Annotated in this window: 18 protein-coding genes; all 18 read left to right on the top strand. The window is 60.7% G+C overall.

Translation table 11 applies throughout. From position 1 onward, the window contains the following. Positions 1-110: 110 nt before the first annotated feature. The 18 genes from BFQ04_RS04085 to fliE all read left to right on the top strand — a co-directional run bounded on the left by BFQ04_RS04085 (position 111) and on the right by fliE (position 21,031). Positions 111-1,673, top strand: coding sequence for a sigma-54-dependent transcriptional regulator (locus BFQ04_RS04085; protein WP_065949693.1), 1,563 nt, complete (start codon positions 111-113; stop codon positions 1,671-1,673). Between the two features lie 327 nt (positions 1,674-2,000). Further along, entirely contained in the window at positions 2,001-2,741 is a 741-nt protein-coding gene (locus BFQ04_RS04080; RefSeq protein ID WP_065949692.1) for a flagellar basal body rod protein FlgF, read from the top strand. A gap of 70 nt (positions 2,742-2,811) precedes the next feature. After that, positions 2,812-3,597: a flagellar basal-body rod protein FlgG gene (flgG, locus tag BFQ04_RS04075; RefSeq protein ID WP_057721328.1), complete on the top strand. Its 786-nt coding sequence runs from the start codon at positions 2,812-2,814 to the stop codon at positions 3,595-3,597. A gap of 52 nt (positions 3,598-3,649) precedes the next feature. Then, positions 3,650-4,345 carry a flagellar basal body L-ring protein FlgH gene (gene flgH, locus BFQ04_RS04070; protein WP_065949691.1) on the top strand — a complete coding sequence of 232 codons (696 nt, stop codon included), beginning with the start codon at positions 3,650-3,652 and terminating at the stop codon, positions 4,343-4,345. A gap of 27 nt (positions 4,346-4,372) precedes the next feature. Then, positions 4,373-5,461: a flagellar basal body P-ring protein FlgI gene (locus BFQ04_RS04065; RefSeq protein ID WP_065949876.1), complete on the top strand. Its 1,089-nt coding sequence runs from the start codon at positions 4,373-4,375 to the stop codon at positions 5,459-5,461. A gap of 4 nt (positions 5,462-5,465) precedes the next feature. Further along, complete coding sequence (gene flgJ, locus BFQ04_RS04060) at positions 5,466-6,731, top strand: flagellar assembly peptidoglycan hydrolase FlgJ (RefSeq protein ID WP_065949690.1); 1,266 nt, start codon at positions 5,466-5,468, stop codon at positions 6,729-6,731. 10 nt (positions 6,732-6,741) lie between these two features. Then, positions 6,742-8,787 carry a flagellar hook-associated protein FlgK gene (flgK, locus tag BFQ04_RS04055; RefSeq protein ID WP_065949689.1) on the top strand — a complete coding sequence of 682 codons (2,046 nt, stop codon included), beginning with the start codon at positions 6,742-6,744 and terminating at the stop codon, positions 8,785-8,787. Positions 8,788-8,801: 14 nt separating this feature from the next. Continuing rightward, complete coding sequence (locus BFQ04_RS04050; protein WP_065949688.1) at positions 8,802-10,403, top strand: flagellar hook-associated protein 3; 1,602 nt, start codon at positions 8,802-8,804, stop codon at positions 10,401-10,403. A 278-nt stretch (positions 10,404-10,681) separates the two neighbouring features. Continuing rightward, a complete protein-coding gene (locus BFQ04_RS04045) occupies positions 10,682-11,611 on the top strand; it encodes a ketoacyl-ACP synthase III (RefSeq protein WP_065949687.1) in 930 nt (309 codons plus the stop codon). A 264-nt stretch (positions 11,612-11,875) separates the two neighbouring features. After that, positions 11,876-13,291: a flagellin N-terminal helical domain-containing protein gene (locus BFQ04_RS04040; protein ID WP_065949686.1), complete on the top strand. Its 1,416-nt coding sequence runs from the start codon at positions 11,876-11,878 to the stop codon at positions 13,289-13,291. Positions 13,292-13,370: 79 nt separating this feature from the next. Then, on the top strand, positions 13,371-13,721 hold the full coding sequence (locus BFQ04_RS04035) for a flagellar protein FlaG (RefSeq protein WP_065949685.1): 351 nt from the start codon (positions 13,371-13,373) through the stop codon (positions 13,719-13,721). An 81-nt stretch (positions 13,722-13,802) separates the two neighbouring features. Then, on the top strand, positions 13,803-15,212 hold the full coding sequence (gene fliD / locus BFQ04_RS04030) for a flagellar filament capping protein FliD (RefSeq protein WP_065949684.1): 1,410 nt from the start codon (positions 13,803-13,805) through the stop codon (positions 15,210-15,212). Positions 15,213-15,352: 140 nt separating this feature from the next. Further along, a complete protein-coding gene (gene fliS, locus BFQ04_RS04025; protein WP_065949683.1) occupies positions 15,353-15,757 on the top strand; it encodes a flagellar export chaperone FliS in 405 nt (134 codons plus the stop codon). Positions 15,758-15,782: 25 nt separating this feature from the next. Further along, on the top strand, positions 15,783-16,079 hold the full coding sequence (locus BFQ04_RS04020) for a flagellar protein FliT (protein WP_065884542.1): 297 nt from the start codon (positions 15,783-15,785) through the stop codon (positions 16,077-16,079). A gap of 170 nt (positions 16,080-16,249) precedes the next feature. Further along, positions 16,250-17,725, top strand: a complete 1,476-nt coding sequence (locus tag BFQ04_RS04015; protein WP_065949682.1) for a sigma-54 dependent transcriptional regulator — start codon at positions 16,250-16,252, stop codon at positions 17,723-17,725. A gap of 110 nt (positions 17,726-17,835) precedes the next feature. Beyond that, complete coding sequence (locus BFQ04_RS04010) at positions 17,836-19,047, top strand: sensor histidine kinase (RefSeq protein ID WP_065949681.1); 1,212 nt, start codon at positions 17,836-17,838, stop codon at positions 19,045-19,047. Between the two features lie 6 nt (positions 19,048-19,053). After that, complete coding sequence (locus BFQ04_RS04005; protein WP_065949680.1) at positions 19,054-20,430, top strand: sigma-54-dependent transcriptional regulator; 1,377 nt, start codon at positions 19,054-19,056, stop codon at positions 20,428-20,430. A 271-nt stretch (positions 20,431-20,701) separates the two neighbouring features. After that, on the top strand, positions 20,702-21,031 hold the full coding sequence (gene fliE / locus BFQ04_RS04000) for a flagellar hook-basal body complex protein FliE (protein ID WP_017134937.1): 330 nt from the start codon (positions 20,702-20,704) through the stop codon (positions 21,029-21,031). The last annotated feature ends 6 nt before the right edge of the window (positions 21,032-21,037 follow it).

Below are 21,037 nucleotides of genomic sequence, written 5' to 3'. Positions count from 1 at the left end.
TGGTCGCGACCATGGGCTGGGAAAAGCCCGTCTACTGTCACATAATCTTGACGACTTTCTGCGCCAAGCGGCAAATAGACGCGGCGCCTTACCCACTTTCGGACCTTTTCATGCGTATCAAAGTGCATTGCCAGAACCGCATCGGCATCCTGCGGGACATCCTCAACCTGCTGGTGGAGTACGGCGTGAACGTCGCCAAGGGCGAGGTCGGCGGCGAGCATGGCAACGCCATCTACCTGTTCTGCCCGAACCTGGTGAACATGCAGTTCCAGGCGTTGCGCCCGCAATTCGAGGCGATAGCCGGGGTGTTCGGCGTGAAAAGGGTAGGGCTGATGCCCAGCGAGCGTCGGCACATGGAGCTCAATGCGCTGCTGGGTGCCCTTGAGTTTCCGGTGCTGTCCATCGACATGGGTGGCTCGATCGTCGCCGCTAACCGTGCGGCGGCGCAGTTGCTGGGTGTGCGCGTGGACGAAGTGCCGGGCATTCCGCTGTCGCGCTACGCCGAAGACTTCGACTTGCCGGAGCTGGTGCGCGCGAGCAAATCGCGGATCAACGGCCTGCGGGTCAAGGTCAAGGGCGATGTGTTCCTGGCCGATATCGCGCCGCTGCAGTCGTCCGAACACGACGACAGCGAAGCCATGGCCGGCGCGGTGTTGACCCTGCACCGCGCCGACCGCGTAGGTGAGCGCATCTACAATGTACGCAAGCAGGAACTGCGCGGCTTCGACAGCATTTTTCAAAGCTCCAAAGTCATGGCGGCGGTGGTGCGTGAGGCGCGGCGCATGGCGCCGTTGGATGCGCCTCTATTAATAGAAGGCGAAACCGGCACCGGCAAAGAGTTGCTGGCGCGGGCCTGTCACCTCGCCAGCCCGCGTGGGCAATCGCCTTTGATGGCGCTCAACTGCGCCGGTCTGCCTGAGTCGATGGCCGAGACCGAGCTGTTCGGCTACGGCCCCGGCGCATTCGAAGGGGCCCGCGCCGAAGGCAAGCTGGGGCTGTTGGAGCTGACGGCGGGCGGTACGTTGTTTCTCGACGGCGTAGGGGAAATGAGTGCACGCCTGCAGGTGAAGCTGCTGCGCTTTTTGCAGGACGGTTGCTTTCGTCGTGTCGGCAGCGACGAAGAGGTGTATCTCGATGTGCGGGTGATCTGTGCGACCCAGGTCGATTTGTCCGAACTGTGCGCGCGCGGCGAATTTCGTCAGGACCTCTATCACCGCCTCAATGTACTGTCGCTGCATATCCCGCCGTTGCGCGAATGCCTTGATGGGCTGGCGCCCCTGGTCGAGCATTTTCTCGATCAAGCCAGCCGACAGATTGGTTGCCCGCTGCCCAAACTGGCGCCTGCCGCAATGGACAAGCTCAGCCACTACCACTGGCCGGGCAATGTGCGGCAGTTGGAGAACGTGCTGTTCCAGGCGGTTTCACTGTGCGAGGGCGGGACGGTGAAGGTTGAGCATATTCGCTTGCCCGATTATGGCGTGCGCCAGCCGCTTGGGGATTTCTCGCTGGAGGGCGGGCTGGAGGAGATTGTCGGTCGGTTCGAAAAGGCCGTTCTGGAAAGTCTCTATGCCGAGCATCCGAGCAGTCGGCAATTGGGCAAGCGCCTGGACGTATCCCACACCACTATCGCCAACAAACTGCGTGATTACGAAATCCTCAAGGCCGGGAAATAATCCGCTGACACACTGCGGTTAAAATGTGGGAGGGGGCTTGCTCCCGATAGCGGTGTGTCAGCCACAGATTGATCGACTGACCCACCGCTATCGGGAGCAAGCCCCCTCCCACATTTGATTTGCGTCGCCTACAAGACCGAGGCTTGCCGTGAGCGGCAGTAGTCCGCCGTTTTTTCGACTCTCGCCCATGCTCGAAATCTTGCTGCTCACCCGAAACCCCCCGCCCCGCCTGCACTTCAGCCATTTTTAAAAAGTTGGTTCGCAAATTGCTTAAGCCTCCTCAGTACAACGGTGGGCGGCAAGCGTCCGTCAGAAAGAGGATAGAGCGTGGACAAGTACCTTTATGTGGCAATGACCGGCGCCAGCCAGAATGCTCTGGCGCAGAAGGCCCATGCCAACAATCTGGCGAACATTTCCACCAATGGTTTCCAGCGCGACCTGGAGCAGGCGCGGTCGATGCCGGTGTTCGGTGACAGCTTTCCGGCGCGGGCCTTTGCCCTGACCGAGCGGCCGGCTACCGACTTCACCCCCGGCGCGATGATCGAAACCGGGCGTGACCTGGACGTGGCCGTCAGCGGCGACGGCTGGATGGCCGTGCAAACCCCGGATGGCGGCGAAGCCTACGTGCGCAGCGCCAGCATGAACGTGGACGCACTGGGCGTACTGCGGGCCGGCAACGGTATGCCGATCATGGGTAATGGCGGCCCGATTGCCGTACCGCCCCAGCAGAAAATCGAAGTGGGTTCGGACGGCACCATCAGCATCCGCGCCATGGGCGAAGGCCCGCGGGTGATGGCGGAAGTGGACCGCATCAAGATGGTCCAGCCCGACCTCAAGAACATGACCAAAGGCCTGGACGGCACCATTCACACCAAGGATGGCCAGCCGGCCCAGGCCGACGCGAACGTCAAGCTGACCTCGGGCTTCCTGCAGGCGAGCAACGTCAATGCCGTTGAGGAAATGACCGCGGTATTGGCGCTTTCCAAGCAGTTCGAGCTGCACGTCAAGATGATGAACAGCGCCAAAGAAGACGACCAGGCCATGACCCGCGTCATGCAGATGAGCTAATCGCCTTAGCGGGCGTTTAAATAAACAGTGCAGCACGGCGCCAACAAACAGGCGCACAGAGGAGAACAGCATGCTTCCGGCTCTATGGGTTGCCAAGACAGGCCTGTCCGCCCAGGACACCAACCTGACGACCATTTCCAACAACCTGGCGAACGTGTCGACCACGGGTTTCAAACGTGATCGCGCCGAGTTCCAGGACTTGCTCTACCAGATCAAGCGCCAGCCAGGCGCCCAGTCGACCCAGGACAGCGAATTGCCGTCGGGTCTGCAACTGGGTACCGGTGTGCAGATCGTCGGCACCCAGAAAAACTTCAGCGCCGGTAACCTGCAACAGACCGGTCAGCCGCTGGACATGGCAATCAACGGCCGTGGCTTCTTCCAGATCCTGCAACCGGATGGGACCACGTCCTACACCCGTGACGGCACCTTCCACCTGGACTCCAACGGCCAGATCGTGACCGCCAACGGTTTCGCCCTGGAACCTGCCGTCGTGGTTCCGGCAGACGCCAAGACCTTTACCGTCGGCAACGACGGCACCGTGTCCATCACCGTGGCCGGCAACCCGGCGTCGCAAGTGATCGGCAACCTGCAAACCGCCGACTTCATCAACCCGGCCGGCCTGCAGGCCATGGGCAACAACCTGTTCCTCGAAACCGCCTCCAGCGGCGCGCCGCAAATCGGCACCCCAGGCCTGAACGGTTTCGGCACCACGCTGCAGAGCACCCTGGAAACGTCCAACGTCAGCACGGTCGAGGAGATGGTCAACATGATCACCACCCAGCGCGCCTACGAGATGAACTCCAAGGTGATCTCCACCGCCGACCAGATGCTCTCGTTCGTTACGCAGAATCTGTAATCAGTCTATGGGGCGCCGTCGAAAGCGCCTGCAACACCGTGAGGTTAGGGTCATGAATCGCTTTGTTTCTGTTCTGGCATTGAGTGGGATCGCCGTACTTACGGGCTGTGTCGCCCCGTCGCCGAAACCCAATGACCCGTACTATGCGCCGGTGTTGCCGCGCACGCCGTTGCCGGCGGCGGCCAACAATGGCTCGATCTACCAGGCCGGTTTCGAGCAGAACCTGTACAGCGACCGCAAGGCGTTCCGGGTCGGGGACATCATTACCATCACCCTGAACGAGCGCACCCAGGCCAGCAAGAACGCCAACTCGCAGATCGGCAAGACCAGCAAAGCCAGCCTGGGCCTGACGTCGTTGTTCGGTGGCGTACCCAACACCAACAACCCGCTGGGCAGTGGTGACCTGAGCCTTGACGCCGGTTACAGCGGCGACCGTGCCACCAACGGCAAAAGTGCGGCGGCCCAGGGCAACACGCTGACCGGTTCGATCACCGTGACCGTGGCTGACGTATTGCCCAACGGCATCATTGCTGTACGCGGTGAAAAGTGGATGACCCTCAATACTGGCGACGAGCTGGTGCGCATTGCGGGCATGGTGCGCGCCGATGACATTGCCACCGACAACACCGTGCCCTCGACGCGGATTGCCGATGCGCGCATCACCTACTCGGGTACGGGTTCGTTTGCCGATGCAAGCCAGCCGGGCTGGTTCGACCGTTTCTTCCTCAGCCCGCTGTTCCCTTTCTAGGTGGCCATTTTGAACGTCAAGCAACTGATGGCGGCGGTAGTGTTGCTGTCCCTGAGCGCCGTCTCCCAGGCCGAACGCCTGAAAGACATCGCCAGCATTTCCGGCGTGCGCTCCAACCAGTTGATCGGCTACGGGTTGGTGGTCGGTCTCAGTGGCACGGGTGACCAGACCACCCAGACCCCGTTCACCCTGCAAACCTTCAACAACATGCTGTCGCAGTTCGGCATCAAAGTGCCGGCGGGTTCGGGCAACGTGCAACTGAAAAACGTCGCGGCGGTGTCGATCAGTGCCGACTTGCCGGCGTTTTCCAAGCCGGGGCAGGTGGTGGACATCACCGTTTCGTCCATCGGTAACTCGAAAAGCCTGCGTGGCGGTACCTTGCTGATGACGCCGCTCAAAGGTATCGACGGCAACGTCTATGCCATCGCCCAGGGCAACCTGGTGGTGGGCGGGTTCGACGCCGAAGGCCGCGACGGATCGAAGATCACCGTCAACGTGCCGTCGGCCGGGCGCATTCCGGGTGGCGCCACGGTTGAACGCACCGTGCCGAGCGGGTTCAACCAGGGCAACAGCCTGACCCTGAACCTCAACCGTTCCGACTTCACCACTGCCAAGCGCGTGGTCGACAAGATCAACGACATGCTCGGCCCAGGCGTGGCCCAGGCCATCGATGGCGGCTCGGTGCGCGTGACCGCGCCTCTGGACCCAAGCCAGCGTGTGGACTACCTGTCGATCCTGGAAAACCTTGAGGTGGACCCCGGCCAGGCGGTGGCCAAAGTCATCATCAACTCGCGCACCGGCACCATCGTGATCGGCCAGAACGTCAAGGTCTCGCCGGCGGCGGTGACCCACGGCAGCCTGACCGTGACCATCACCGAAGACCCGATCGTCAGCCAGCCCGGGCCACTGTCCAACGGCCAGACTGCCGTGGTCCCGCGTTCGCGGGTCAATGCCCAGCAGGAAGCCAAGCCGATGTTCAAGTTCGGCCCCGGTACCACCCTGGACGAAATTGTCCGCGCGGTGAACCAGGTGGGCGCGGCCCCCGGCGACTTGATGGCGATCCTCGAAGCCCTGAAACAGGCCGGCGCCCTGCAAGCCGACCTGATCGTGATCTGAGGCCATGGTCATGGATATGCGCAAGAGCGGTCTTACCAGCACGGCGGACTCGGGGTCTTACTCCGACCTGAACCGGCTTAACCAGCTCAAGGTCGGCGACGACAAGAACAGCGAAGGCAACATGCGCAAGGTTGCGCAGGAGTTCGAGTCGTTGTTCTTGAGCGAAATGCTCAAATCCATGCGTTCGGCCACCGAGGCCCTGGGCAAGGACAACCCGATGAACACGCCGGCGGCCAAGCAGTACCAGGAAATGTATGACCAGCAATTGGCGGTGTCTATGTCCCGCGAAGGCGGGGGGATCGGCCTGGCCGACGTGCTGATGCGCCAGATGCAGAAGAACAAGCCGGTGGACGCCCAGGCCGCCACCTTGCAGGGCCCCGCCACGGCCGAGACGGTGAAGAAGGTCGATGTGCCGACTGAAATCGCCGCCGGCACCCAGGCCGAGGGACCGTTGGGGCGCTCCAATGGCCAGCGTCCGTTGTGGGCCTACCGCGTCGCCGAGCCACAGGCCGGTGCCGCTGCGTCCCACAGCAACGACATGGAGCTGATGAACCAGCGCCGTATCGCCTTGCCAAGCAAACTGACCGACCGCCTGCTCGCGGGGATCGTGCCGAGTACCCAGGTCGAGGCCAAGGTCGCGCCGCTGCGCAACAGCGCCGCCGATGACAATGTGATCAATAGCGGTGCGCGCAGCGTTGCTGTGCCGAGCGCGAAGATGCAGGTCTACGGTCGCGCCATTGCCCAGCCACCGCTGGCACCGGCGAAGAAGGCCTTCAGCTCGCAGGATGAGTTCGTCGCCACCATGTTGCCGATGGCCAAGGCCGCCGCCGCGCGCATCGGTATCGATCCGAAGTACCTGGTGGCCCAGGCCGCCCTGGAAACCGGTTGGGGTAAATCGGTGATGCGTGCCGAAGACGGCAGCAGCAGCCACAACCTGTTCGGCATCAAGGCCGGCCAGAGCTGGCAGGGCGGCCAGGCGCGGGCGATCACCAGCGAGTTTCGTGACGGCGCGATGGTCAAGGAGACGGCGCAGTTCCGCTCCTACAGCTCCTACCAGGACAGCTTCCATGACCTCGTGACACTGCTGCAAAGCAATGATCGCTATAAAGAAGTTGTGAAATCAGCCGATAACCCGGAACAGTTTGTACGCGAGTTGCAAAAAGCCGGTTATGCAACCGATCCGGCCTACGCCAGCAAGATTTCGCAGATCGCCAAAAACATGAACAGTTACCAGAATTACGCTGCCGCTGGCGCAACCACACATTTATAAGGTCTGAACCATGAGTTTGCTCAGTATCGGGATGTCAGGGCTCAATGCCGCTCAAGGATCGCTGTCGGTCTTGAGTAATAACATTGCCAACGCCAACACCTCGGGTTATTCGCGTCAGCAGACCACGCAGAATGCCAATGCCAACAACCCCTACGGCGGTGTGTATATCGGCAGCGGCACGACCCTGGCGGATGTGCGCCGGGTGTATAACGAATTCCTCGATGCGGCCTACCAGAACAGCACCGCGCTGAGCAACGACGCCAAGGCGTATGCCAGCCAGGCCAGCGCCATCGATAAGACCCTGTCGGACAAGACCACCGGCATGTCCTCGGTACTGAGCGGTTTTTTCGCCGCTGTGCAGACTGCGGCGGCCAACCCCAGCGATGTGTCCGCCCGGCAAGTGCTGCTGACCAGTGCCCAGACCCTGAGCAACCGTTTCAATTCGATCTCCGGCCAGTTGAACGAGCAAAAACAGTCGATCAATGGCCAGCTCGGCACCATGAGTGATCAAGTCAACCAGTTGACCTCGTCGATTGCGTCGCTCAACAAGCAGATCACCCTGGCCCAGGGCTCCGCCAGCAGCGCCCCGGCCAATCTGCTGGATGCACGCAACGAAGCGGTGCGTTCGCTCAATGAACTGGTGGGCGTGACCACCAGTGAAAAAAACGGCGTGTTCAGCGTCAGCACCGGCACCGGCCAATCTCTGGTACTGGGCGATCAGTCCAATACGATTTCGGCGGTCCCGAGCAACAGCGATCCGAGCCAGTACACCATTCAACTCAATGCTGGTGGCGGCACGGCAATCGACCTGGGCAATGTGCTCAGCGGCGGCAGCATCGGCGGCCTGCTGCGCTATCGCAGTGACGCACTGATGCCGGCCATCAATGACCTGGGGCGAATTGCCCTGGCCACCGCCGATACCGTCAACAGCCAGCTGGGCCAGGGCCTGGACCTGAACGGCGACTTTGGTTCGTCGCTGTTCAAGGACATCAACAGCGCGGCCGCCATCGCCCAGCGCAGTCAGGGCGCGATGGGCAACAGCAGCGGCTCCGGCAACTTGAACGTGAGCATCAGCGACACCAGCAAGCTGTCGACCTACGACTACAAAGTGACCTTTACCAGCGCCAACAACTACACCGTCGTGCGTTCCGACGGCAAGGCCATGGGCGCGTTCGACACCAACACCGCGCCGCCGCCGGTCATCGAAGGTTTCACGCTGGCCCTGGATGGCAAAGGCCCGATGGCAGCCGGTGACAGCTTCAAGGTCAGCCCCACCGCCAACGGTGCCAGTGGTATCGGCACCGGACTGACGGACGCCAATAAAATTGCATTCGCGGGGCCCTTGCTGGGTGAAAGCAGCAAGACCAATCAGGGCACCGGCACATTTACGCCGCCGTCCCTGACGCAGCCTATCGATATTCATGGCGGCGCCGACACCGCTCAACTGCGTACCGGCATTGAACACTCCATGCCGGTGAAGATGGTCTTCGGCAAGCCTGCGGCAGACGGCACCCAGGGCTACACCCTCAATGATGCCCAGGGTAAACCGATCGGCACCGGCACTATCGTTCCGGGCCAGGGCAACAAGATCACCGTCGACGTCCCGATGCGCGATGCCAATGGCGCACTGCTGGTGCCGGCCAAGAGCTTCAAGTTCGATACCACCGTCGGCGGTTCGCCCGCTGACGGCGACAGCACCACGTTTTCCTTCAACGCCTCGGGCAAGTCGGATAACCGCAACGCCCAGGCGATGCTCGACCTGCAAACCAAGGCCACGGTCGGCCTGTCCGATGGCAGTGGCGGCGGCGTGAGCCTGGTGACGGCCAACAGCCGCCTGGTCTCGACCGTCGGCGCCAAGGCTGCCTCCGCCGCCACCGACACCACCGCCACCGGTGCACTGCTCAAGGCCAACCAGGATGCGCGCAACTCGGTGTCCCAGGTCAACCTGGATGAAGAGGCGGGCGATATGATCAAGTTCCAGCAGTACTACACCGCGTCGTCGCAGATCATCAAGGCTGCGCAAGAAACCTTCAGCACGCTGATCAATAGTCTTTAAGGGAGTCTGGGACGATGCGTATTTCCACTGCTCAATATTTCGAAACCAGCTCGACCAAGTATTCGGATAATTACTCCGGCGTGGTCAAGGCCCAGGAACAAGCCAGTTCCGGCGTGCGCGTGCAAACCGCGGCAGATGATCCGGTGGCGGCGGCGCGCTTGTTGCTGCTGCAACAGCAGAAAGACATGCTGGGGCAGTTCAACGGCAACATCACCAGCCTGAAGAATTCGCTGACCAACGAAGAAAGCGTGTTGGCCTCGATCGACGATGCCTTGCAGCGTGCCACGCAACTGGCCCTGCGTGCCGGCGGCTCGGTGAGCGATGCCGATCGACGCTCGATTGCCAGTGAAGTCGGCGCGATTGAGGATCAAGTCCTGGGCTTGCTCAACAGCAAGGACTCTTCCGGTAACTACCTGTTTTCCGGGTCCAAGACCCAGACCCCGCCCTACAGCCGCAACAACGATGGCACTTACAGCTATCAGGGCGACGAAACGCCGCTGAGCCTGCAGGTTTCCAATACCCTGAGAGTCAGCGCAGGCGATACCGGCAAGACCATCCTGGAGGGCGCGGCCAACTCCAGCCGTACCCAGGCCACGTGGCTGGCGCCCGTGCCGCAGACAGTGCCGCCGACGGCCAACGACAACAAAGTGGCGCTGTCGGCCGGGTTGGTGACGTCGAGCAGCGACTACGCCGGCAAGTTCGCTGACGGCCAGCCGTACAAACTGACCTTTACCAGCAGCACGCAATATAAAGTCGCCGATAAGAACGGCAACGATGTGACCTCGGAGATTGCCGGCAACGGTACCTTCGACGCCGCCAAGGAAGGCAGCTCCAGCGTGGCCTTGCGCGGGGTGAAGTTCGACATAACCCTCAACCTGGGGGACGTCACGCCAGGCGCCAACGCCGATGCGCTGGTCAAGGACCGTTCCTTCAGCCTGGAGGCCAAGCCGGACACGTTCAGCGTCTCGCGTACACCCAGCAATGCTTCCACTGCGCAGCTGACCGGGGCCCGCGTATCCAGCCAGGCGGACTACACCAGCACGTTTCCGACCAATAGCGGCGCACTGATCAAGTTCACCAGTGCGACCGCCTATGAGGTGTATGCGCAGCCCTACTCGAGCGACAGCAAGTCCATCGCCACGGGCGATACCGGCGGCGGCACCACGGTAACGGCCGCTGGCGTGACATTTGATGTCAGTGCCGGGCCGCCGCAACCGGGCGACCAGTTTTCCGTTGGGGCCAATACCCAGAAGACCCAGAATGCGCTCGATACCCTCGGCCAACTGCGCAAAGCGCTGGAGCTGCCGGCTGACGGCAATCCTGCGGCAACCATCAAGCTCAAGGACGTGCTGGACGCTGCCATTGGCAACCTCGCCAACTCCAGTTCCCAGATCACCAACGTACGCGGCTCCATCGGTGCGCGGGGCAATGCCCTGGATATCCAGGCCAGCGAAAACACCAGCGTGGGTATCGCCAATACCAGCACCATGAGCGACCTGGCCAACATCGATATGGGCGAGGCGGCGATCAACCTGACCCTGCAACAGACCATGCTGCAGGCTTCCCAGTTGGCGTTTGTGAAGATTTCCCAACTGAGCCTGTTCAGCCGCATGTAATGGGCGCGCTCGGCAAGCGGCCTCCCCTGGCGACAGGGGAGGCCGTTGTCGTTTCTGGCCGCACAAATGTTGCGGCGTTTTACATAAAGCGCGCAAAATTGAGTGACCTGTGAGTCATAAAGCGCATCTTCACTGTATCGTGTGAAAAGGATAAGTCGTCACAGGGGTCCTTGCGGGGCGGCTTTCAGCGAATTTTTTGGGGTTATCCCCTTTTATTGTCAGCACTTCGGGCGCAGGCCCTGGGGTGTTCTCCAGCTATTTAGTATTGGGAAGCCACAATGATTGGCATAAAAAGCATCGCCAGTTACGTGCCGGCGGACGGTATCGATAACTACGCCCAGGGTGCCAAATTCGCCAAGGATGAGGAATTCATCATTGGCAAGATCGGGTCGGCCTTCCTGCCGCGCAAGGAAGCCGCGCAGGAAACCTCCGATCTGTGTGTCGAAGCGGTCAACGCTTTGTTTGCCAGCAACCCGGACTTGAAGCGCGAGTCCATCGACGCGTTGATTGTCGTCACTCAGAACGGCGACGAAGAAGGGCTGCCCCACACCGCAGCCATCGTCCAGGACAAACTGGGCCTGCCAACCCACGTGGCCGCCTTCGATATTTCCCTGGGTTGTTCCGGTTACGTGTACGGCATCTACGCAATGAAGGGCTTCATGGAAGCCACCGGCCTGAAAAACGGCCTGCTCATTACCGCCGACCCGTATTCGAAAATCGTCGACCCGCAAGACCGCAACACCACCATGCTGTTCGGCGACGCCGCCACCGCCACCTGGATGGGCGAAGACGCGCCGTGGTTGCTGGGCAAGTCCAAGTTCGGTACCGACGGTTCCGGCGCACCGCACCTGAAGGTCAGCGACGGCGTGTTCTTCATGAATGGCCGCCAGGTGTTCAACTTCGCCTTGCTCAAGGTGCCGGCGCATTTGCACGAGCTGCTCGATGAGTCGGACCTCAAGGCCGATGACATCGATGCATTCTGCATTCACCAGGGCAGTGCGGCCATCGTTGACGCCGTGGCGCGACGCTTTGAAGATGCGCCGGTGGACAAGTTCATCAAAGACATGGTCGAGACCGGCAATACCGTGTCGTCGAGCATTCCGTTGCTGCTGGAAAAGCATGTGATGAATGCGGCCTGGCAGCGCGTGGCCATCAGCGGTTTTGGTGTGGGCCTGTCCTGGGGCTCGGCGATTCTGTATCGCCCATGACCCTTTGAGGGGTGCGTAAAAAAACGCCGATGATCGAACGATCATCGGCGTTTTTTATTTGGCGCCAGAAAAGCCAACAAAACCGGGGGTTTTAATCTCGGTAACTGCTTGAATTGCAAGGGCTGGCACAGGGCTAGTAAAAAAAATCAAAAAAACCCTCAAGCAACCGGCTACCACGACGATAACTATTACGTAGGTTCTCAGGCCACACCCGGCGGTTGCCAGGGCCGGAAGCCGCAGTATCCATCCATCGAGGATTTCGTCATGGCTTTAACAGTAAACACCAACATTGCTTCGATCACTACTCAGGGCAACCTGAACAAAGCTGGCGGCGCCCTGGCCACTTCCATGCAGCGCCTGTCTTCCGGCCTGCGTATCAACAGCGCTAAAGACGACGCAGCCGGCCTGGGTATCTCCAACCGTATGACCAGCCAGATCAATGGCCTGGGTCAAGCAGTGAAGAACGCCAACGATGGTATCTCCATCGCGCAGACCGCTGAAGGCGCAATGCAGGCTTCGACCGACATTCTGCAAAAAATGCGTACCCTGGCTCTGTCCTCGGCTACCGGCTCCCTGAGCACCGACGACCGTAAGTCGAACAACGACGAATACCAGGCTCTGACTTCGGAACTGACCCGTATCTCGCAAACCACCACTTTCGGTGGCCAGAAGCTGCTGGACGGTTCTTACGGTACCAAAGCTATCCAGGTTGGCGCCAACGCTAACGAAACCATCAACCTGAGCCTGGACAACGTTGCAGCCAACAACATTGGTTCGCAGCAGATCAAAAGCTTGGGCGTCGCTCCAGGTGCTGGTGTTGCAGGTGGCGACATTGCTGTCACCGGTAACGGCGAGACCAAAACCGTCAACATCGGCGCTGCTGCTTCCGCCAAAGCCATCGCTGCACAGCTCAATGGCGCCGTTGGTGGCCTGAGCGCTACTGCCAGCACCGAAGCTCAGTTCACTGTTGCTGCAGGCGCAGCGGCTGCTCCAGCTTCGTTCACCATGACCGTTGGCGGCCAAGCCACCACGTTCATTGGCGTAACCAGCACTTCCAACCTGGCTGACCAACTGAAGTCGAACTCCGCCAAACTGGGTATCAGCGTTAACTACGACGAATCCAAAGGCACACTGTCGGTTAAATCCGATACCGGTGAAAACCTGGCATTCAGCGCTTCGACCGCTGCCGGCACCATCACCGTTGCCACCAAAGATGGCGCAGGCGCTTACGGTGCCGGTGTTGCCCTGGCCGATGGCATTATCGCTACCGGTGCTGTGACCTTGAACTCTTCCAAGGGCTACTCCCTGGAAGGTGCCGGTGTGACTGGCGTGTTCGGTGCCGCGACTTCCGCTGCCTCGCTCAAGACCTCCGTATCGCAGACCGACGTGACCGACGCCACCAAGGCTCAGAACGCCGTTTCCGTGATCGACCAGGCTATCGCTACCATCTCCAGCTCCCGTTCGGGCCTGGGCGCTGTACAGAACCGTCTGACCAGCACTGTAGACAACCTGTCCAACATCCAGAAAAACACCACCGCTGCTCGTAGCACCATCCAGGACGTCGACTTCGCTTCCGAAGCCGCTGAACTGACCAAGCAGCAAACCCTGCAGTCGGCTTCCACTGCGATCCTGTCGCAGGCTAACCAACTGCCATCGGCTGTACTGAAGCTGCTTCAGTAATCACGGCGCTGGGTAACTGACGGAAGGGCGCGTTTACGTGCCCTTTCGTCTTTTCCAGTCCAGTCAGAGGAGATTGAACGTGGACATGAATGTGAAGCTGAACCTGTCTTATCCGCCTCAGGCCGTTCAAGCCTCCATGGCGCCTGTGATTGCTGACAAAGACAAGAGCAAGGTTGAGCCGGCCGCGCCAGCCGCAGATAAGTCCCAAACGGGCGATCTGGAAAAAGCGGTCACTGATATTAAAGAATTCGTACAAGCGGCCCAGCGCAATCTGGACTTTTCCATTGACGATTCCACCCACAGGGTTGTGGTCAAGGTCATTGCCACCGATACCGGTGAAGTGATCCGCCAGATCCCCTCGGAAACTGCGTTGAAGCTGGCGCAGAGTTTGTCCAGCGCCAGTCATGTGTTGTTTGACGACAAGGCTTGAGCTGGCACGAAACTTGTTGCTGTCAGGTCTTGAAGCGTTGTTCGTCAAGATAACGGCAGCCACCGCAACAGGAGAATGATGATGGCGGGTACAACGATTACTGGCGTGGGGTCGGGCTTCGACACCCAGGCGATTGTGAAATCCCTGGTGGATGCCGAGCGCGCGCCGAAGCAGGCGCAGATCAACCTCCAGTCGCAGAAGGCCACCACTCAGCTTTCGTCGATCGGCAAGATCCAGGCTGCCCTGGACGCCTTTCGCGGTGCGCTGACCAGCATGAGCACCGACAACAGCTTTACTGGCTTGAGCGGTAGCTCTTCGGATGAAAAGGTCGCCACCATGACGGCCAACCCAGGCGCCGCCAACGGCAGCTTCTCGCTGGTGGTCAATCAGTTGGCAACGCCTTCGAAGCTGTCGACCAAAAGTTTCGCCGGTGGCGCGTCGACGGTGGTGAATAACACCACCAGTGCAACGAAGCTGACGATCTCCCAATCGGGCAAGAACTTCGACCTTAGTGTGCCGGCGGGTGCGACCCTGCAACAGGTGCGTGACTCGATCAACTCACAGTTCGGTACCGCCGGCTTGAGTGCGAACATCCTGACTGACTCCAACGGTTCGCGCCTGATCCTGACCTCCACCAATGCCGGGGTCGGTTCGGATTTGACCCTGTCGGGTGACTCGGGGGTGGACACTGGCTACACCGTGGTGACTCCGCCTCAGAATGCCAAGTACACCATCGATGGTATTGCTGCCGAATCCAAGACCAACAGCATTACCGATGCGGTGAGCGGCGTGAGTATCAAGTTGCTCACCGTCTCGCCTACCGTTATTGCCAACGATCCGAATAAAGACAATCCGGTTCGTACGGCCCTGACCATTTCCGTGTCCACCAGCGCCACCTCCCTGAAATCCGGGGTCAAGGGCTTCGTCGACACCTATAACGCTTTGCTCAAGGCCATGAACGCCGAGACCAAGGTGACCAAGGATGCCGCCGGCAACTCCATCGCGGCGACCTTGACCGGCGACTCGACCATGCGCACCTTGCAGGGGGCGATCCGCAACGAGTTCAACGCGCTGTCCGGTAACGGCACCTTGAAGTCCCTGGCGCAGTTTGGCATCACGACCGACCAGGACACCGGTGCGCTGAGCATCGACAGCAAGCAGTGGGACAAGGCGGTACTGAGCAATCCCGCGGATATCAACAGCATCTTCAGCGGCAAGACCGGCCTGCTGGCGCGCTTGACGGCGGCGACCGACGCCTATGCCAAGCCCACCACCGGGATCCTGGCGACGCGCACCACGTCGTTGGCCGACAGCCTGAAGAACCTGACCAAGCAACAGACCTCGCTGGATGAGCGCCTGACCACCATGCAGGATGCGCTGACGCGCAAATACACCGCCATGGACACCCTGGTCGCGCAGCTGCGCCAACAGAGCAACAGCATCCTCGGTACGCTGAGTGCGATCAGTAAATCGCAAAGCAGCGAAAGCTGATTGAATGCGCATGAAAAAGCCCGGGTCCGTTGACCTGGGCTTTGTTTTTTCCGAGGCCGGCGGGTTAAAGTTTTTTGCAATCCCGTCGACATAATGGTTACTGCAACCCTTCTCGCTGTTGCCTGTCACGAGGTAGAAACATGAATCCCATGAGAGCCCTTCGCCAATACCAGAAGGTCAATTCCCATGCGCAAATCTCCGAAGCCAGCCCGCACCGTCTGGTGCAGATGCTGATGGAAGGCGGCCTGGACCGTATGGCGCAAGCCAAGGGTGCACTGGCACGCGGAGACATCGCTCAGAAGGGCCTGATGCTTGGCAAGGCGACTGATATTCTTATCGGTCTTCGCGATGGTCTGGATGCGGAGAAAAGTGACAACAAGGCTTATGTCCAGCAGTTGGAAGGCCTGTACGTATACATGACCAATCGTTTGATGGAGGCCAATCTGCACAATGATGCCGACATGATCGACGAAGTCGCTCGTCTGTTGATCACCGTGAAAGAAGGCTGGGATGCCATCGCTGCACCCCAAGGCGCCGCACAGTAAGGCCACCGGCCTTGAGGAACACGTCATGAGCCACGCACTGCAACGCATAGATGAAACCCGTGAAGCCCTGGTCGACGCACTCGCTGCGCGCAACTGGGACGCCATCGGCGAACTGGACCTGGGCTGTCGCAACGTGATCGATGACGTGCTCAGCCAGGCGCCGGTGGACGAGGATGCGCTGCGCGAAAAACTGGAGAGTCTGTTGGCGGTGTACCAGCAGTTGCTTGAGGTGACCACCGGCGAGCGCCAGGCGATTTTCGAAGAGATGTCGCAGATCAACCAAGCGAAAAATGCGTCAAAGGTCTACCATCTGTTCGGCTGATAGACGCTCAGTTGGTCCGAACGGCGCGTCATATATTTGACTGTGCCAGCATTTTTGACTTAACTAGTGCTGTTTTCAGATTTCAGACGTCTAGTAGGTAATAAGTCTTACAGGCGTCTTGATTGCCCTGATTCCGGGGCAGGAAGTTTTACTAGGGAAGTTGCTATTGCATGTGGCGTGAAACCAAAATTCTGCTGATCGATGACGATAGCGTCCGCCGCCGCGATTTAGCGGTGATTTTGAATTTTCTTGGTGAAGAAAATTTGCCCTGCGGTAGCCATGATTGGCAGCAGGCTATCAGCTCGCTGGCATCGAGCCGTGAAGTCATTTGTGTGCTGATCGGGACGGTAAACGCTCCTGGCGCTCTTTTGGGCTTGTTAAAGACACTGTCAACCTGGGATGAGTTCCTTCCCGTGTTGCTGATGGGCGATATTTCTTCCGTGGACCTGCCGGAAGACCAGCGCCGCCGCGTGCTTTCCACCCTGGAAATGCCACCCAGCTACAGCAAATTGCTCGATTCCCTGCACCGTGCCCAGGTCTATCGCGAGATGTACGACCAGGCCCGTGAACGCGGTCGCCATCGTGAACCCAACCTGTTCCGCAGCCTGGTCGGCACCAGCCGGGCGATCCAGCACGTACGCCAGATGATGCAGCAAGTGGCCGACACCGATGCCAGCGTGTTGATCCTCGGCGAGTCGGGCACCGGCAAGGAAGTGGTCGCGCGCAACCTGCACTATCACTCCAAGCGCCGCGACGGGCCGTTCGTGCCGGTCAACTGCGGGGCGATCCCGGCAGAGCTGCTGGAAAGCGAATTGTTCGGCCACGAGAAGGGCGCCTTTACCGGGGCAATCACCAGCCGTGCCGGGCGTTTCGAGCTGGCCAACGGCGGCACGCTGTTTCTCGACGAAATCGGCGATATGCCGCTGCCGATGCAAGTCAAATTGCTGCGCGTGTTGCAGGAGCGCACCTTCGAGCGCGTGGGCAGTAACAAGACCCAGAGCGTGGACGTGCGCATTATCGCCGCCACCCACAAGAACCTCGAAAGCATGATCGAGGTCGGCAGCTTCCGCGAAGACCTGTACTACCGCCTCAACGTCTTCCCGATCGAGATGGCGCCGCTGCGTGAGCGCGTGGAAGACATCCCGTTGCTGATGAACGAATTGATTTCGCGCATGGAGCACGAAAAACGCGGCTCCATCCGTTTCAACTCCGCCGCCATCATGTCGCTGTGCCGCCACGGCTGGCCGGGCAACGTGCGCGAGCTGGCCAACCTGGTGGAGCGCATGGCGATCATGCACCCCTACGGTGTGATCGGCGTGGTCGAGTTGCCGAAGAAATTCCGCTACGTCGACGATGAAGACGAGCAGATGGTCGACAGCCTGCGCAGTGACATGGAAGAGCGCGTGGCGATCAACGGCCATACGCCGGACTTCGGCGCCACGGCCATGCTGCCGCCCGAAGGCCTTGACCTTAAGGACTACCTCGGCAACCTGGAACAAGGCCTGATCCAGCAGGCCCTGGACGATGCCAACGGCATCGTCGCCCGCGCCGCCGAGCGCCTGCGCATTCGCCGAACCACCCTGGTGGAGAAGATGCGCAAGTACGGTATGAGCCGCAAAGAGGGTGATGAACAGGCGGATGATTGACGCGTGTTTTTCAGCGTATTGATTTATAAGTAGTTTTTTTTCGGCACGGGTATTGCTATAGCCCTCGCAACGTTCCGTTTAACTGACGGTCAGCCAAGCGAGAGAGCACGATGCCCCACGCCGCCCAACTATCTGCAGCCCCTGCCATCCCGGGGCTGGTTTCGCCTGTAGAGCCGCCGACCCGCCAGGGTCTTGAACAGGCGTTCTCGCAGTTCAACCAGATGTCGAGCCAGCTGACCGATTCCTACAGTCTGCTTGAAGCCCGGGTGTCCGAGCTCAAAGGCGAACTGGCGGTGGTCAGCGCCCAGCGCATGCAGGAGTTGGCGGAAAAAGAACGTCTGGCCAACCGCCTGCAGAACCTGCTCTCGCTGTTGCCCGGTGGCGTGATCGTCATCGACGACCAGGGCCGCGTGCGCGAAGCCAACCCGGCGGCCTGCGACCTGCTCGGCCTGCCGCTGGAAGGCGAGCTGTGGCGCCACGTCATCACCCGCTGCTTCGCGCCGCGTGACGATGACGGCCACGAAGTGTCCCTCAAGGATGGGCGTCGCCTGTCCATCGCCACCCGTTCCCTGGATGCCGAGCCGGGCCAGTTGGTGCTGCTCAACGACCTGACGGAAACCCGTCACCTGCAGGATCAACTGGCGCGTCATGAGCGTTTGTCGTCGTTGGGGCGGATGGTCGCTTCCCTGGCGCATCAGATCCGTACACCGCTGTCGGCGGCATTGATCTACGCCAGTCATTTGACTGATGAGCAATTGCCGGCGGCCACCCACCAGCGCTTTGCCGGACGCCTCAAGGAGCGCCTGCACGAGCTGGAGCACCAGGTGCGCGACATGCTGGTGTTTGCCCGTGGCGAACTGCCGTTGACCGACCGCGTGACCCCGGCCGGGTTGATGCAAGCCCTGCAGGCAGCGGCGGCCACGCATACCGAGGGCGCCAGCCTGCGCTGGCAATGCGACAGCCATCAGGGTGAGTTGCTGTGCAATCGCGACACCCTGGTCGGCGCGCTGCTCAACCTGATCGAAAACGCCACCCAGGCCAGCGGCCCGGGTGCGCGCCTCAAGGTGCACCTGTACCGCCGCGAGCAAACCCTGCGCCTGTGCATCAGCGACAGCGGCAGCGGTATAGCGCCGGCCGTGCTGCAACGCCTGGGCGAGCCCTTTTTTACCACCAAGACCAACGGCACGGGCCTGGGCCTGACCGTGGTCAAGGCAGTGGCACGTGCGCATCAGGGAGAATTGCAGCTGCGTTCCCGGTTGGGGCGCGGCACCTGTGCATTGATGACCTTGCCGCTGTTTTCCAGCGCGGCAAGCGCGGAGTAAAGGATCATGACTATCAAGGTTTTGTTGGTTGAGGACGATCGCGCCCTGCGTGAAGCATTGGCAGACACGCTGCTGTTGGCGGGCCATGACTACCGCGCGGTCGGCTCTGCCGAGGAAGCCTTGGAGGCGGTGGAGCAAGAAACTTTCAGCCTGGTGGTCAGCGACGTGAACATGCCCGGCATGGACGGCCATCAGTTGCTCGGCCTGCTGCGCGCGCGCCAGCCGCAATTGCCGGTGCTGCTGATGACCGCCCATGGCGCCGTGGAGCGGGCCGTGGACGCCATGCGCCAGGGCGCGGCGGATTATCTGGTCAAGCCGTTCGAGCCCAAGGCGTTGATCGAGCTGGTGGCGCGGCATGCGCTTGGCGTGATTTCGACAGTGGAGGGTGATGGCCCGATTGCCTTCGAACCGGCCAGCGCGCAATTGCTCGAGCTGGCGGCCCGCGTGGCGCGCAGCGATTCCACCGTATTGATCTCGGGCGAGTCCGGCACCGGCAAGGAAGTGTTGGCGCGCTATATCCACCAGCAGTCCAGTCGGGCCCGGCAACCCTTCATCGCGATCAACTGTGCGGCGATTCCGGACAACATGCTCGAAGCGACCCTGTTCGGCCATGAAAAGGGCTCGTTCACCGGCGCCATCGCGGCCCAGGCCGGCAAGTTCGAACAGGCCGACGGCGGCACCATTCTGCTCGACGAAATCTCGGAAATGCCCCTGGGCCTGCAAGCCAAGTTGCTGCGCGTGTTGCAGGAGCGCGAAGTGGAGCGGGTGGGCGCACGCAAGCCGATCCAGCTGGATATCCGCGTGGTCGCCACCACCAACCGCGACCTGGCGGGCGAAGTAGCGGCGGGGCGCTTTCGCGAAGACTTGTTCTACCGCCTGTCGGTGTTTCCGCTGGCCTGGCGCCCGTTGCGCGAACGCCCGGCCGATATCATTCCCCTGGCCGAGCGCCTGCTGAACAATCACGTCAAAAAAATGAAGCACGCCCAGGCGCGGCTGTCGGCCGAGGCCCAGGCTTGCCTGGTCGCTTATCCATGGCCCGGCAATGTGCGCGAGCTGGACAACGCGATCCAGCGTGCGCTGATCCTGCAGCAAGGCGGCTTGATCCAGCCCCAGGATTTTTGCCTGGCCATGGGCAATGGCGTGGCGCCGTTGCCAAGCCTCGCGCCGGCACCGCTCGTCGCCGAAACGGAGTCGGCCGGCGCCCTGGGCGATGACCTGCGCCGCCGCGAGTTCCAGATGATCATCGACACCCTGCGCGCCGAGCGCGGCCGTCGCAAGGAAGCGGCTGAACGGCTCGGCATCAGCCCGCGCACCCTGCGCTACAAGCTGGCACAGATGCGCGACGCCGGGATGGATGTGGAAGCGTATCTTTTCGCGACCTGACTTCGCGCCAATGCCGTTTGTAGGCGCGAGCTTGCTCGCGAAGCACTCATGGACGCCGCGTACATCCAGGAAGCACGCGTTATCGTTGACGTGTTTCGCGAGCAAGAACTAGGCGTCCCCCTCGCTCCTACAAAAAACGTGCGGTAACGAATTCGACAAGCTTTGTCGCCTTTTCTTACGAGTCGCAACGAAGCTGGCACCCTTGTTGCACCTCCCCCTGGTAACCGCTGCGTAGTGTCAAAAAATTGCGGGTCGTCGGAGAGAGAAGTTCATGAGCCAGGGTATTGAGTTCAATCGGTTGATGTTGGATATGCGCTCCATGCAAATGGATGCCATGGCTCAACCGAAATCCGTCGCGCCAGCGCCGGAATTGGGCCAAAGCAGTTTTGCCGACATGCTCGGTCAGGCAATCAATAAAGTCAGTGATACCCAGCAGGCTTCCAGCCAGTTGGCGACGGCGTTCGAGATCGGTAAAAGCGGCGTGGACCTCACCGATGTGATGGTCGCCTCGCAGAAGGCCAGTGTGTCCTTCCAGGCCTTGACCCAAGTGCGTAACAAACTGGTCCAGGCTTATCAAGACATCATGCAGATGCCGGTTTAAGGGCGA

The sequence above is a fragment of the Pseudomonas sp. 37 R 15 genome, from assembly GCF_900004865.1.
Classification (GTDB): Bacteria; Pseudomonadota; Gammaproteobacteria; order Pseudomonadales; family Pseudomonadaceae; genus Aquipseudomonas; species Aquipseudomonas fluorescens_AM.
This window is presented reverse-complemented; position numbering and strand designations above follow the sequence as displayed.

Coding starts and splice junctions, on each gene's coding strand:
- fliE (WP_017134937.1), top strand. CDS start 20,702: ATGAGCCAGGGTATTGAGTTCAATCGGTTGATGTTGGATATGCGCTCC.
- flgJ (WP_065949690.1), top strand. CDS start 5,466: ATGGTCATGGATATGCGCAAGAGCGGTCTTACCAGCACGGCGGACTCG.
- BFQ04_RS04015 (WP_065949682.1), top strand. CDS start 16,250: ATGTGGCGTGAAACCAAAATTCTGCTGATCGATGACGATAGCGTCCGC.
- BFQ04_RS04085 (WP_065949693.1), top strand. CDS start 111: ATGCGTATCAAAGTGCATTGCCAGAACCGCATCGGCATCCTGCGGGAC.
- BFQ04_RS04040 (WP_065949686.1), top strand. CDS start 11,876: ATGGCTTTAACAGTAAACACCAACATTGCTTCGATCACTACTCAGGGC.
- flgG (WP_057721328.1), top strand. CDS start 2,812: ATGCTTCCGGCTCTATGGGTTGCCAAGACAGGCCTGTCCGCCCAGGAC.
- BFQ04_RS04020 (WP_065884542.1), top strand. CDS start 15,783: ATGAGCCACGCACTGCAACGCATAGATGAAACCCGTGAAGCCCTGGTC.
- fliS (WP_065949683.1), top strand. CDS start 15,353: ATGAATCCCATGAGAGCCCTTCGCCAATACCAGAAGGTCAATTCCCAT.
- BFQ04_RS04010 (WP_065949681.1), top strand. CDS start 17,836: ATGCCCCACGCCGCCCAACTATCTGCAGCCCCTGCCATCCCGGGGCTG.
- flgK (WP_065949689.1), top strand. CDS start 6,742: ATGAGTTTGCTCAGTATCGGGATGTCAGGGCTCAATGCCGCTCAAGGA.
- BFQ04_RS04005 (WP_065949680.1), top strand. CDS start 19,054: ATGACTATCAAGGTTTTGTTGGTTGAGGACGATCGCGCCCTGCGTGAA.
- BFQ04_RS04045 (WP_065949687.1), top strand. CDS start 10,682: ATGATTGGCATAAAAAGCATCGCCAGTTACGTGCCGGCGGACGGTATC.
- fliD (WP_065949684.1), top strand. CDS start 13,803: ATGGCGGGTACAACGATTACTGGCGTGGGGTCGGGCTTCGACACCCAG.
- flgH (WP_065949691.1), top strand. CDS start 3,650: ATGAATCGCTTTGTTTCTGTTCTGGCATTGAGTGGGATCGCCGTACTT.
- BFQ04_RS04065 (WP_065949876.1), top strand. CDS start 4,373: ATGGCGGCGGTAGTGTTGCTGTCCCTGAGCGCCGTCTCCCAGGCCGAA.
- BFQ04_RS04050 (WP_065949688.1), top strand. CDS start 8,802: ATGCGTATTTCCACTGCTCAATATTTCGAAACCAGCTCGACCAAGTAT.